This is a genomic window from Noviherbaspirillum aerium (genome assembly GCF_008929045.1).
GTDB classification, from domain to species: Bacteria; Pseudomonadota; Gammaproteobacteria; order Burkholderiales; family Burkholderiaceae_D; genus Noviherbaspirillum; species Noviherbaspirillum aerium.
The window spans coordinates 11,533-24,064 of record NZ_VFAH01000031.1; the positions used below are offsets into that span (position 1 = coordinate 11,533).

Here is a 12,532-nt window from a genome sequence, read left to right on the forward strand (position 1 = left end):
GTCAATTTTCGATCTCATCCTCTTCAAGCCGGATAGCATGCGCCAAGGATGCGCGGCCCGGCGGCACCGGTGACAGAGGCAAGGTTGCCTGCCTTGCCGTGCGCATGCCGATAGGCAAGCCAGGCAAATGCCAGTGCCTCCACATGATTCGGCGAGATACCCAGAATATCGGTCGAGTGCAGAAGACCGGGATGGCCCTGCTCCCCGAGCGCCTGCTGCAGAAGCTGCATCAGGTGCGCGTTGTACGCGCCGCCACCGCACACGTACACATTGCGGGCGCCTGCGGCATGTGCCGCAATCGCTTCAGCCAGCGTCTGTGCGGTAAACGCGGCCAGGGTTGCCTGTACATCCTGGGGGCGCAATCCGGGGTGAGCCTGTAATCGCGCTTCGAGCCAGGCTCGGTCGAAGAGATCGCGGCCGGTGCTCTTGGGCGGTGGCAAGGCAAGGAAAGGCTCGGCCATCAATTCACGCAGCAATGCCGGATCAATCATCCCGGCTGACGCCCAGGAACCGTTTGCATCATAGGCTTTTCCCTGGTGCTCGCGGATCCAGGCATCCATCAGCACGTTGCCCGGTCCGGTATCGAAACCGAGAATGCTGTGTCCCTGATTGAGAACGCTGATATTGCTCATCCCACCAATGTTGACTACCGCCCGGATTTCATTGGGCATGCCAAAAACCGCCTGATGGAATGCCGGGACCAGCGGAGCACCTTGTCCGCCCGCTGCGATATCCCGGCTGCGAAAGTCCGCGATCACATCAATGCCGGTGAGTTCGGCCAGCAGGGCAGGATTGTTTGTCTGGCGCGTATAACCCAACTCCGGACGGTGGCGCACGGTCTGCCCGTGGACGCCGATCGCCTTGATGCGGGTCGCATCGAGTGCCGACTCGGCAAGCAGTATGCGCACGCATTCGGCGTATCGCCGCGCCAGTTGATTGGCGGCTAGCGCCTCACGATGGATTTCATTTTCCCCAGGCGCCTGCAACGCCATCAGGTCTTCGCGCAAGGCATCGGGGAAGGGAAGATACGAGGTGGAAATCGTCGAGATCTGCTCGCCTTCGTTTCCGGAGAAGGCCGCAAGCACGCCGTCGATGCCGTCCATGCTGGTGCCGGACATGAGGCCGATGAAAAATTGTGTGGAAGAATCAAGCATAAAAAAACCGTGGATGAGCCTGCTGATTTTACAGGCTCATCCACGGTTCGCTGGTTGCCGGCGTGCGTGAGCGGCGATTATTTCGCTGCCAGTGTGGTGCCGCTGTCCTTGCCCCGATTTTCCGCCGGATTCAGCAAAGCGAAGCGATGGCTCATTTCGCTCGCCACTTCGCGGAATCGCTGCAGGTCTGCTGCGGCCAGCGGTTGCGCGTTGGGCACGTCGATCGACATCGGATCGCGCGGCTGATTATTGACCCGGAACTCGTAATGCAGATGCGGACCGGTAGACCAGCCAGTGCTGCCGACATAACCGATGACCTCGCCCTGATTGACCTTGGCTCCCTTCTGCAGCCCGGCAGCGAAGCGGCTCATGTGCGCATAGGCGGTCGAGTAATTGTTCCAGTGCTTGAGCACGACCACATTGCCGTAGCCGGTCTGCATGCCAACGAAGTCGACGACGCCATCGCCGGAAGCCCGGATCGGCGTACCGGTGGGCGCCGCAAAATCGACGCCTTCATGACGCCGCCATTGTCCCGAGATCGGGTGCTGGCGCATCGAGAAACCGGAGGATACGCGGGAAAACTCCAGCGGCGACTTGAGAAAGGCCTTCTTCAGCGATTTGCCGTCGAAGGAGTAGTATCCGCCTCCCTGCTTGCTGCCGGGTTCATCGAACCATACCGATTGATAGCGGTTGTTGCCATTGCGGAATTCGCCGGCAAGGACGCGGCCGGCACGGACGAATTCACCGTTCTGCCAGAAGGTTTCGTAGACAACATTGAAACGGTCGCCCTTGCGCAGGTCGGAAGCAAAATCGATGTTGGTGGAGAACATGTCGACGATCTGGCTTGCCACGCTGTCCGGAATCTGCGCGGCATCGGTCGCGGCAAACAGGGAGGAGCGGATTTCGCCGGAATGCATTTCCACGCGGCGCTCAAGCGTGGTGGGGCTCTCCTTTGCGGTAAAGCCCTCGCCGCTGCGGGCGATGACAATGTTCTTGGTTGGTTGTCCGCTATTGTCAGTCAGCGTCGTTACCAGACGGTGCAGTTGTCCATCCTTGTCGGTCTCCACCTGAACGCGGCGTCCTGCCTTGAGTTGCAGAACGTTGTACGCAAGCTTGTCCGACTTGATGAAGCTTGCGGCGGCGTCGTCATTGACCCCGAGCCGCGACAGCAGCGTTGCCAGCGTGTCGCCCGGCCGCACTCTTTCCTCGCGCCGATAGCTCTGGCTATCGGAGTGCAGCTGCGCGATCTGTTCGGAGAGGCTGGGGACGTTCAGTTCTTCGGTGATGGATTTGACCGGGAGGTCGGATGCGTCGGGTGCCATCGGCGCCACGCCGGCCGCGCCGAAAGCGCATACCGCGAGGAAGATGGCCGTGGCCGAAATGATGCGCGTCTTGCGCGACGCACCGGTTGGTGACTTGCTGCTCGAGTCCAGGCTCATGAATTTGTCTGTAGGGAGCATGCAATAAGTTAGAATTTGCGGTTTAGCCAAGAAGCCGGTGACGGGGTGATTCGATCATGCGGGCTGTGCCGGCGAGGGAATGCCGGCGGCACTTCTTGTTCTAGCCCGAAGCGTTGATGATCTGTCACAAGCTTCGCATGTTCTGCCATGCAATAAAAACAATACCATTGCAGGACTGAAAAGTAGCCGAGATTATATCAAAGCGATCGTATTGATTTTTCACAGTTAAATTTTAATTTTGATCAGCACATGGACACCTCCAAGACATTGCAGCAAAACACTATTCCGCAGCAGTCATTGCCCCTGTCGGACTCCGTCATGGAAACGCTTGCAATCACCAAACGCGGTGTCGACGAATTGTTGATCGAATCCGAATTCGCCCAGAAGCTCGCGCGTTCGGAGCAGACGGGCAAGCCTCTGCGGATCAAGCTCGGGCTGGATCCCACCGCGCCGGATCTGCACCTTGGTCATACTGTTGTCCTGAACAAGATGCGCCAGCTGCAGGATCTGGGGCATACCGTCATCTTTCTGATTGGCGACTTCACGTCGATGATCGGTGATCCGTCGGGCCGGAATATCACGCGACCGCCCCTGACCAGGGAACAAATCGAGGAAAACGCAAAGACTTACTTCGCCCAGGCAAGCCTGGTGCTGGACCCGGCTCGCACGCAGATTCGTTACAACTCGGAATGGTGCGATCCGCTGGGTGCACGCGGAATGATCCAGCTATCCGCAAAATATACGGTAGCCCGCATCCTGGAACGTGAGGATTTTACAAAACGTTTCAAAGCTGGCACGCCTATTTCCGTACATGAACTGTTGTACCCGTTGATGCAGGGATACGATTCCGTCGCGCTGCAGTCCGACCTCGAACTCGGCGGCACCGACCAGAAATTCAATCTCCTCGTCGGCCGCGAGCTGCAGAAGGATTATGGCCAGGAGCCGCAGTGCATCCTGACCATGCCCCTGCTCGAAGGTCTGGACGGCGTCGAGAAGATGTCGAAGTCCAAGGGCAACTATGTCGGCATCACCGAACCCGGCAACACGATGTTCGCCAAGCTGATGAGCATTTCCGACACCATGATGTGGCGTTATTACGAACTGCTGTCCTTCCGTTCGCTGGACGAGATCGCGGTTTTCAAGACGGAAGTGGAGGGCGGACGCAATCCGCGCGACATCAAGGTTCTGCTGGCGCAGGAAATCGTGACCCGCTTCCATTCGAAGCAGGCCGCCGAAGATGCGCTGGCCGATTTCAACAACCGCGCGAAGGGCGGCATTCCCGACGATATTCCTGAAGTCGGCCTGACCGGAGCGCCGCTCGGCATCGGACAGCTGCTCAAGCAGGCCAATTTGTGCGCATCGACTTCCGAAGCGCTGCGCATGGTGGAGCAGGGCGGCGTACGCATCGACGGCGACACCGTCAGCGACAAGGGCCTGAAGGTCGAGGCCGGCACTTTCGTGCTGCAGGTCGGCAAGCGCAAGTTCGCGCGCGTCACGCTGGCCTGAGCGCATGATCGCCCTGCTGCAGCGCGTGCTCGAGGCGCGCGTGGTCGTCGAAGGAGAGGTGGTGGGCGCCATCAATGGCGGCCTCATGGTGCTCGTTTGCGCGGAACGCAACGACACCGTGAAGGAGGCCGATGCGCTGCTGGCCAAGCTGCTCGCCTACCGGGTGTTCGCCGACGATGCGGGCAAGATGAACCGCAGCGTTGCCGATACCGGCGGCGGCCTGCTGCTGGTGCCGCAATTCACGCTGGCCGCCGACACCCGGTCTGGAGCCCGTCCCTCATTCACGCCTGCCGCTACGCCGGAAGAGGGCCGCCGCCTGTTCGATCATTTCGTGAGCGCGGCGCGTGCAAGCCATGCCGCGGTGGAAACCGGATGCTTCGGCGCGCATATGCAGGTTTCGTTGACCAACGACGGTCCGGTGACCTTCTGGCTGCAGGTCAAGCCGCGAATTCCGACTTGATGGACAATAGGCGTTTCAAGGTTTGCAACCCGTGTTTTCCAGTCATAACCAGTCACAATCACAACAGGAGGCCTCGATGAAGCTATGGAGTGAGTCATTCAAGGATGGTGAACCGATTCCGGGTGAATTTGCATTCTGCGTGATCGATCCCGCCACGCATGTCGCGATGTCATCCAACCGGAATCCGCATCTTGCCTGGAGCGACGTGCCGGACGGCACCAAATCCTTCGCGCTGATCTGCCACGATATCGACGTGCCGTCGCGCGGCGACGATGTGAACCAGGAAGGCAAGACCGTGCCGGCCGATCTTCCGCGCGTGGGTTTTTTCCATTGGACGCTGATCGACCTGCCCGCGAGTACGCAGTCGATCGCGGCTGGACAGTACAGCAGTGAAGTGACGGCACGCGGCAAGTCCGGCCCCGAGATCAGCGGCGGGGGCGCAGGACGCCACGGCATCAATGATTACACCAGCTGGTTCGCCGGCGACGCCAATATGTCCGGCGATTACTACGGCTATGACGGTCCCTGTCCGCCATGGAACGATTCCATCCTTCATCGTTACGTCTTTACGGTCTATGCCCTCGACGTCGAGCGATTGCCGGTCGACGGCAAATTCACCGGCGCGCAGCTTATCGAGGCGATGCAAGGCCACATCCTCGGCGAAGCGAAGATGACCGGCACCTACACGCTCAATCCGCAGGTTGCGGCGAAATAAGCAACACGACAAGAGCACATCGAAGCCATACGGAGTCCCCGTGACAGAAATACTTTTGATCCGCCACGGGGAAACCGCGTGGAATGCCATCAGGCGCCTGCAGGGCCATCTCGATATTCCCTTGAACGGGGAAGGCGAGCGGCAGGCCGCCGCATTGGGCCGCAGTCTCGCCGATACCAGGCTGGATGCGGTCTTTTCCAGCGATCTGCAGCGCGCACGCCAGACCGCGACAGCCATTGCCGTTCATCACGGCCTTCCGGTACGGACCGATGCGGGATTGCGCGAGCGCTGCTACGGCGCGTTCGAAGGCATGCTGTATGCGGAAATCAGCGAGCGTTATCCGCAGGCATTCGCCGCATGGAAGGCGCGCGATATCGATGCCCGCTTTCCGCCGGGCGTGCATGTTGCAGAAACCATGCGCGAATTCGCAACCCGCACGATCAATGCGATCAAGCGCATTGCAAGCGAAGGCAGCTACCGGCGGATCGCCATGGTGGCGCATGGCGGCGTGCTGGAATGCGCGTACCGCGCCGCCCAGCAGATGGACTTCGCGCAGGAACGCACCTTCGACATCTTCAATGCCAGCGTCAACCGCTTCGCATGGGATGGCAGGGAATTAAGTCTTTTGCAATGGGGCGATGTTTCGCATCTTGCGAAACTGGATGCCGAGGCGCTCGACGAAATCGCCCGTTGACAAGACCGGCACGCCGCAACGGCAAATTCCCGGAGCTGCTTATTTGATAGGCAGGCTGAACCGGCTAGAATAGCGGTTTGCCCGAAATCTGTCCTCCTGTGAACATCGGTCCTCATTTGCTTCGTAACAATGTCTTTGTCGCTCCGATGGCCGGAGTGACGGACCGGCCTTTTCGCCAGCTCTGCAAGCAGCTCGGCGCAGGCTATGCGGTATCCGAAATGGCCGCATCCGACCCGCGCCTGTGGGCCAGCGAAAAGACTTCCCGCCGCATCAACCACGAAGGGGAAATGGAGCCGAAGGCGGTGCAGATCGCCGGCGCCGATCCGGCGATGCTTGCCGCAAGCGCGAAATTCAATGTCGAGCGCGGCGCGCAGATCATCGACATCAACATGGGCTGCCCGGTAAAGAAGGTCTGCAACAGCTGGTGCGGCTCTGCGCTGCTGCAGAACGAAAGGCTGGTCGGAGAAATTCTCGATGCCGTCGTCGGTGCGGTCGACGTGCCGGTGACGCTGAAATTCCGCACCGGCTGGGACCGCCGGAACAAGAATGCATTGACCATCGCCAGGATGGCCGAGGCGGCCGGCATCGCGATGCTGACCCTGCATGGCCGCACCCGCGCCGACGGCTACAGCGGCGAAGCGGAATACGACACCATTGCCGCCGTCAAGGCGGCGGTATCGATACCGGTGGTGGCCAACGGCGATATCACCTCGCCCGAAAAGGCGCGGCAGGTGCTGGCCTTCACCGGCGCCGACGCGGTCATGGTCGGACGCGCCGCCCAGGGAAGGCCCTGGATCTTCCGCGAAATCGATCATTTCCTGCGCACCGGGGAGCGCCTGCCGCCGCCGCTGGTCGGCGAAGTGCGCGCCTTGATGCGGGAACATCTGCTCGCGCATTACGCGTTCTACGGCGACTTCATGGGATTGCGCACCGCGCGCAAGCATATCGGCTGGTATGTGCGCGACCTGCCGGACGGCGAAGAATTCAGGCAGCGCATGAACCGGCTGGAAAGCTGCGAGGAGCAGCTGGCGGCCGTCGATGCGTTTTTCGAATCGCAGTCGGCCTTCGGCGAGCGGTTACAATACGGCCTCGCCGCGCGGAAGCTGGCAGCCTGACCCTAAAAAACCCAATACAGATTCTCATGAGCAAAGACAATATCCAGGACGTCGTCAAGAAGAGCCTTGAAAAATATTTCAAGGATCTCGGCGAACAGCAGCCGTCGAACGTCTATGAAATGGTGGTCTTTACCGTGGAAAAACCGATACTTGAAGCGGTGATGGAACGTGCCGAAGGCAATCAGTCCCTGGCCGCCGAAATGCTCGGCATCAACCGCAACACCCTGCGCAAGAAGCTGCAGCAGCACGGCTTGCTGTAGCGCGGTACCACCGGCCGCAATGCGGCGCTGTCGATGACCGCCTGTCCAATGGATGGACGCACGTCCGGCGACAACCGTGCAACCCTGCAAACCTGCGATCACCGTTTTCCTTATCCATCTCCTCCACCTCCTACTGCAAGCCCATCATGATCAAACAAGCCCTCATTTCCGTGTCCGACAAGACCGGCGTGCTCGAGTTTGCCAAGGCGCTCGCCGCTCAAGGCGTCAACATCCTCTCCACCGGCGGCACCGCCAAGCTGCTCGCCGACAATGGCGTGAAGGTGACCGAAGTCGCCGACTACACCGGATTTCCGGAAATGCTTGATGGCCGCGTGAAGACCCTGCATCCCAAAGTCCACGGCGGCATCCTGGCCCGCCGCGACCTGCCCGAACATGTTGCTGCCCTGGAGCAGCACGGCATTCCGACCATCGACATGGTGGTGGTCAATCTGTATCCCTTCCAGCAGACGGTGGCCAAGGATCAGTGCACGCTGGAAGACGCCATCGAGAACATCGACATCGGCGGCCCGACCATGCTGCGTTCCTCGGCGAAGAATCACAAGGATGTGGTCGTGGTCTGCGATCCGGCCGACTATGGCCGCGTGCTCGACGAGATGAAGGCCAATCACGGCGAAGTCGGCTACGACACCAAGTTCGCCCTGGCCAAGAAAGTATTCGCGCATACCGCGCAATACGATGGCGCGATCACCAACTACCTGACCGCGCTCGGCGAGGACAAGCAGCATGCGACGCGCAGCGCCTATCCGCAGACGCTCAACCTGCATTTCGAGAAGGTGCAGGAAATGCGCTACGGCGAAAACCCGCACCAGTCCGCCGCGTTCTACCGCGACCTGGCGCCGGTGGCGGGCTCGCTCGCCAACTACAAGCAGTTGCAGGGCAAGGAACTCTCCTACAACAACATCGCCGATGCCGATGCCGCCTGGGAGTGCGTGAAGACCTTCGAGGAAACCGCCTGCGTGATCATCAAGCATGCGAACCCCTGCGGCGTGGCCGTCGGCGCATCGCCGCTGGAAGCCTACGGCAAGGCATTGCAGACCGACCCGACCTCGGCTTTCGGCGGCATCATCGCCTTCAACCGCGAGCTTGACGGCAAGGCTGCCGAAGCGGTCGCCAAGCAGTTCGTCGAAGTGCTGATCGCGCCGTCGTTCACCGCCGAAGCCAAGCAGGTGTTCGCCGCCAAGCAGAATGTTCGTTTGCTCGAAATCCCGCTCGACAATGCCGTCAACGCCTACGACTTCAAGCGCGTCGGCGGCGGCCTGCTGCTGCAGTCGCCGGATGCGAAGAACGTCGCGGTCTCCGAACTGAAAGTCGTCACCAAGAAGCAGCCGACGCCGCAACAGATGCAGGATTTGATGTTCGCCTGGCGCGTGGCCAAGTTCGTGAAGTCGAATGCCATCGTGTTCTGCGCCAATGGCATGACCATGGGCGTGGGCGCCGGCCAGATGAGCCGCATCGACTCCGCGCGCATCGCATCGATCAAGGCGCAGAATGCCGGCCTGTCCCTGGCCGGCACCGCGGTGGCCTCCGATGCCTTCTTCCCGTTCCGCGATGGCCTTGACGTGGTCGTTGATGCCGGCGCCACCTGCGTCATCCATCCCGGCGGTTCGATGCGCGACCAGGAAGTCATCGATGCCGCCGACGAGCGCGGCGTCGTGATGCTGTTCACCGGCACACGTCACTTCCGTCATTGATCGACGGTTGCCGTCGCCCCTGCCGCCCCTGCCGCTCCTATCCGCAGTTTCACCAGGCGGCATTGCGGCGGCAAGCAGGCCGGATCCTGCGCCCGATCCGGTCTTCTCCTGCAGTTTCTTCCTTCATCCCGACTGTATCGAACCGTTTCCGCGGCGATGACAAAGCATCAAGTCTGTCTCAACTCCGCACCCGCACCGGTGCGGCAACAATAAATTTATTTGGTGTGGGCAAGCCGATTCGATAGAATCGCCACACGAACGCGCAACCGTCCGCGTTGAGGAATCATCATGTTCCCGATGCAACGGATCTGCGCTCTGCTTACCTTGCCTAACCCGTTCGTGCCGGCTTTGCCAGCGCGTCAATCAATGAAAATCCTCGGCATCGATCCTGGCCTGCGTACCACCGGCTTCGGGATAATCCATAAACAGGGCCACAAGCTCAGCTACATCGCATCCGGCACCATCAAGACGCCGGATGCCGATCTGCCGCAACGTCTCAAGGTCATTCTTGCCGGCGTGTCGGAGATCATCCGAACCTATGATCCGGACTGCGCGGCGATCGAGAAGGTTTTCGTCAACGTCAATCCGCAGTCGACGCTGCTGCTCGGGCAGGCCCGCGGCGCCGCCATCTGCGCGCTGGTTCATGCCGATCTTGCGGTAGCGGAATACACGGCATTGCAAATCAAGCAAGCCGTCGTCGGACACGGCAGGGCGCAGAAGCAGCAGGTGCAGGACATGGTGCAAAGACTGCTGCTCCTGTCGGGCATGCCGGGCACGGATGCTTCCGATGCGCTGGGCGTGGCAATCTGCCATGCGCATAGCGGCGACACGCTGGCGACTCTCGGCGGACTCGCTCCCGCCTTGGCGAAAAAGGGATTGCGCGTACGCCGCGGCCGTCTCGTCGGTTGAATTCCCGCCGACGCCGGCCTAGAAATGCTTTTCCGCCTTTCGTGCGGCCACTTCGAAGCGGTTGTGCCAATAGGCATTCTTTCCCCGCAATGCCGCCCATGCACTGGAAGCAAGATAAGCAAAGGGAAAGAACGGCCCCCACCACGCCGCCTGGCGTACATGCGCCAGTTCATGGATCAGCACCCGCGAAGACAATCCCGACTTTTCCGCAATGACCACATGGCCGATGGCCATGGCGTTCATCGCACCGAAAGGATGGCGCTGCAGCATGAAGTCGGCCAGTCTGCCGCGCACCAGCAGCGCGATCGTATGTCCGCGTATCAATTGCGCATGGCCGCTGAAGATGACGATCGGTATTGCCAGCGCGATACCGAAAGCCGTCAAGGGAGACGCCCAGATAATCCCGAACAGCGTCCCGGTCCAGGACAGGGGAAGACGGATCAGCGAGCTTTGAAACAGGCGTTGTATGGTTTGCAGCATGCGTCGCTTGAGCAGATGCCGGAGGCCAACCTGATCGGCAGCGCGTCGCGGCGTGAACTTGAAGGCGTTCAGGTCAGAATCCAGATCTCGTATTGGAGCTTCGCGCATCGGAAAAAATCCTTGGTCAGAAGGCGCCGGAAGGTCTCGCCGGCGTGCCGGACATACTGTTTTTTTGCCGGGCGGGGCAGCAAAACTACTGTATGATTAAACAGTTTTTATCCCCATATACAGACCATGATAGGACGCCTTTCCGGTACGCTGCTTGAGAAAAATCCGCCCCAGTTGCTGATCGATTGCAATGGTGTCGGCTATGAGGTGGATGTGCCCATGAGCACCTTCTACAACCTGCCGGCCATGGGCGAAAAAGTGGTTTTGCTGACGCATATGGCGGTGCGTGAGGATGCGCACCTGCTGTATGGATTCGGCACGGTCGAAGAGCGCAATGTCTTCAAGCAGCTGATCCGGATCTCCGGCGTGGGCGCCCGCACGGCGCTGTCCATCCTGTCCGGCATGTCGGTCGCCGATCTGTCGCAGGCGATCACGCTGCAGGAAGCCGGGCGCCTGACGCGCGTTCCCGGCATCGGCAAGAAAACCGCCGAGCGCCTGCTGCTGGAATTGAAAGGCAAGCTCGGGGCCGACCTGGGGGCGGTCGGCGGCATCGCGCACAGCGATGCCACCGCCGATATTTCCAATGCGCTGCTGGCACTGGGGTACTCCGAAAAGGAAGCGGTGCTGGCCCTGAAGCAGGTGCCGGCCGGGACCGGCGTTTCGGAAGGCATCAAGCTGGCGCTGAAGGCGCTCTCGAAAGCATAGATGCATTAAACGCAAGAAAGCGGTCACACCATGAGCATACAAACCGACGACTTCAGCGAGCAGAGAATCATTGCGGCGACGCCGGCTTCCCCCAACGAGGAAGCCATCGAGCGCGCGCTGCGGCCCAAGCAGCTCGACGAATATGTCGGGCAGGAAAAAATTCACAGCCAGCTTGAAATCTTCATCACCGCGGCCCGTCAGCGGCGCGAGGCTCTGGACCACACCCTGCTGTTCGGCCCGCCCGGTCTCGGCAAGACCACGCTGGCGCACATCATTGCCCGCGAGATGGGCGTCAACCTGCGGCAGACCTCCGGCCCGGTGCTGGAACGCGCCGGCGACCTGGCCGCGCTGCTGACCAATCTCGAACCGAACGACGTGCTGTTCATCGACGAGATCCACCGCCTGTCGCCGGTGGTGGAGGAAATCCTGTATCCGGCGCTGGAGGATTACCAGATCGACATCATGATCGGCGAAGGCCCGGCAGCCCGGTCGGTGCGCCTCGACCTGCAGCCGTTCACCCTGGTCGGCGCCACCACCCGCGCCGGCATGCTGACCAATCCGCTGCGCGACCGCTTCGGTATCGTGGCCCGGCTGGAGTTCTACACGCCGCAGGAACTGGCCCGCATCGTTACCCGCAGCGCTGCGCTGCTCAATGCCGCCATCGTGCCCGACGGCGCGCTGGAAATCGCCAAGCGCAGCCGGGGCACGCCGCGCATCGCCAACCGCTTGCTGCGCCGGGTGCGCGACTATGCGGAAGTGAAGGGAAACGGCGAAATCACCAAGGCCATGGCCGATGCCGCGCTGAAGATGCTCGATGTCGATCCTGTCGGTTTCGACCTCATGGACCGCAAGCTGCTCGAAGCCGTGCTGTTCAAGTTCAATGGCGGTCCGGTCGGCCTGGACAACCTTGCCGCCGCCATCGGGGAAGAACGCGACACCATTGAAGACGTGCTGGAACCTTATCTGATCCAGCAGGGTTTCCTGCAGCGCACGCCTCGCGGACGGATTGCCACCCCAACTGCCTACAGCCATTTCGGCGTAACGGCACCGCGAGGGCCGGGCGGCGACTTGTGGGATTTGCCGCCGGGCTGATTCCTGGCTACCTCTTGCAAGGCGGCAAGCTGCATGCGGCCGGCGGAGCTTCCAGACCCTGCAACCTTCCAGCCACTGGATAGTCAGACCAACTCGTCCGATCGCGGTCGAGCCGCCGGGTGACCAAGCCATCAAGTCACCCGGCCGCCAGTCCTGCTGATT

At 60.9% G+C, this 12,532-nt stretch carries 13 protein-coding genes; 10 read left to right on the top strand and 3 right to left on the bottom strand.

The features are described 5' to 3' along the window. Positions 1-23 precede the first annotated feature (23 nt). Positions 24-1,154, bottom strand: coding sequence for an anhydro-N-acetylmuramic acid kinase (locus FH061_RS26565; RefSeq protein WP_151638852.1), 1,131 nt, complete (start codon positions 1,152-1,154; stop codon positions 24-26). A 77-nt stretch (positions 1,155-1,231) separates the two neighbouring features. Then, a complete protein-coding gene (locus FH061_RS26570; RefSeq protein WP_151638853.1) occupies positions 1,232-2,614 on the bottom strand; it encodes a M23 family metallopeptidase in 1,383 nt (460 codons plus the stop codon). 249 nt (positions 2,615-2,863) lie between these two features. On the opposite strand from FH061_RS26570, the gene tyrS reads away from it, so the two are divergent. The 8 genes from tyrS (at position 2,864) to ruvC (ending at position 9,985) form a co-directional block, all read left to right on the top strand. Beyond that, a complete protein-coding gene (gene tyrS / locus FH061_RS26575; RefSeq protein WP_151638854.1) occupies positions 2,864-4,120 on the top strand; it encodes a tyrosine--tRNA ligase in 1,257 nt (418 codons plus the stop codon). Positions 4,121-4,124: 4 nt separating this feature from the next. Continuing rightward, positions 4,125-4,580: a D-aminoacyl-tRNA deacylase gene (dtd, locus tag FH061_RS26580; RefSeq protein ID WP_151638855.1), complete on the top strand. Its 456-nt coding sequence runs from the start codon at positions 4,125-4,127 to the stop codon at positions 4,578-4,580. A 76-nt stretch (positions 4,581-4,656) separates the two neighbouring features. Beyond that, positions 4,657-5,295, top strand: a complete 639-nt coding sequence (locus FH061_RS26585) for a YbhB/YbcL family Raf kinase inhibitor-like protein (RefSeq protein ID WP_151638856.1) — start codon at positions 4,657-4,659, stop codon at positions 5,293-5,295. A gap of 40 nt (positions 5,296-5,335) precedes the next feature. Further along, the gene (locus FH061_RS26590; RefSeq protein WP_151638857.1) at positions 5,336-5,989 is read left to right on the top strand and encodes a histidine phosphatase family protein; all 654 of its coding nucleotides are present in this window, start codon (positions 5,336-5,338) and stop codon (positions 5,987-5,989) included. Between the two features lie 98 nt (positions 5,990-6,087). Further along, positions 6,088-7,104, top strand: a complete 1,017-nt coding sequence (gene dusB / locus FH061_RS26595) for a tRNA dihydrouridine synthase DusB (RefSeq protein ID WP_151638858.1) — start codon at positions 6,088-6,090, stop codon at positions 7,102-7,104. A 26-nt stretch (positions 7,105-7,130) separates the two neighbouring features. Next, positions 7,131-7,364 carry a Fis family transcriptional regulator gene (locus tag FH061_RS26600; protein ID WP_151638859.1) on the top strand — a complete coding sequence of 78 codons (234 nt, stop codon included), beginning with the start codon at positions 7,131-7,133 and terminating at the stop codon, positions 7,362-7,364. Between the two features lie 146 nt (positions 7,365-7,510). Beyond that, a complete protein-coding gene (gene purH, locus FH061_RS26605; protein ID WP_151638860.1) occupies positions 7,511-9,076 on the top strand; it encodes a bifunctional phosphoribosylaminoimidazolecarboxamide formyltransferase/IMP cyclohydrolase in 1,566 nt (521 codons plus the stop codon). A gap of 366 nt (positions 9,077-9,442) precedes the next feature. Beyond that, on the top strand, positions 9,443-9,985 hold the full coding sequence (ruvC, locus tag FH061_RS26610; RefSeq protein WP_151638899.1) for a crossover junction endodeoxyribonuclease RuvC: 543 nt from the start codon (positions 9,443-9,445) through the stop codon (positions 9,983-9,985). 18 nt (positions 9,986-10,003) lie between these two features. Here ruvC and FH061_RS26615 read toward each other — a convergent pair whose 3' ends face one another. Then, entirely contained in the window at positions 10,004-10,573 is a 570-nt protein-coding gene (locus FH061_RS26615; protein WP_151638861.1) for a hypothetical protein, read from the bottom strand. 126 nt (positions 10,574-10,699) lie between these two features. On the opposite strand from FH061_RS26615, the gene ruvA reads away from it, so the two are divergent. Both ruvA and ruvB read left to right on the top strand, forming a co-directional pair. Continuing rightward, positions 10,700-11,278 carry a Holliday junction branch migration protein RuvA gene (ruvA, locus tag FH061_RS26620; protein WP_151638862.1) on the top strand — a complete coding sequence of 193 codons (579 nt, stop codon included), beginning with the start codon at positions 10,700-10,702 and terminating at the stop codon, positions 11,276-11,278. Between the two features lie 30 nt (positions 11,279-11,308). Further along, entirely contained in the window at positions 11,309-12,370 is a 1,062-nt protein-coding gene (gene ruvB, locus FH061_RS26625) for a Holliday junction branch migration DNA helicase RuvB (RefSeq protein ID WP_151638863.1), read from the top strand. The last annotated feature ends 162 nt before the right edge of the window (positions 12,371-12,532 follow it).

Excerpts from the sequence above, each read along its gene's own strand:
- ruvB (WP_151638863.1), top strand. The coding sequence starts at position 11,309 with ATGAGCATACAAACCGACGACTTCAGCGAGCAGAGAATCATTGCGGCG.
- ruvA (WP_151638862.1), top strand. The coding sequence starts at position 10,700 with ATGATAGGACGCCTTTCCGGTACGCTGCTTGAGAAAAATCCGCCCCAG.
- purH (WP_151638860.1), top strand. The coding sequence starts at position 7,511 with ATGATCAAACAAGCCCTCATTTCCGTGTCCGACAAGACCGGCGTGCTC.
- FH061_RS26585 (WP_151638856.1), top strand. The coding sequence starts at position 4,657 with ATGAAGCTATGGAGTGAGTCATTCAAGGATGGTGAACCGATTCCGGGT.
- ruvC (WP_151638899.1), top strand. The coding sequence starts at position 9,443 with ATGAAAATCCTCGGCATCGATCCTGGCCTGCGTACCACCGGCTTCGGG.
- dtd (WP_151638855.1), top strand. The coding sequence starts at position 4,125 with ATGATCGCCCTGCTGCAGCGCGTGCTCGAGGCGCGCGTGGTCGTCGAA.
- FH061_RS26600 (WP_151638859.1), top strand. The coding sequence starts at position 7,131 with ATGAGCAAAGACAATATCCAGGACGTCGTCAAGAAGAGCCTTGAAAAA.
- FH061_RS26565 (WP_151638852.1), bottom strand. The coding sequence starts at position 1,154 with ATGCTTGATTCTTCCACACAATTTTTCATCGGCCTCATGTCCGGCACC.
- tyrS (WP_151638854.1), top strand. The coding sequence starts at position 2,864 with ATGGACACCTCCAAGACATTGCAGCAAAACACTATTCCGCAGCAGTCA.
- FH061_RS26615 (WP_151638861.1), bottom strand. The coding sequence starts at position 10,573 with ATGCGCGAAGCTCCAATACGAGATCTGGATTCTGACCTGAACGCCTTC.
- FH061_RS26570 (WP_151638853.1), bottom strand. The coding sequence starts at position 2,614 with ATGCTCCCTACAGACAAATTCATGAGCCTGGACTCGAGCAGCAAGTCA.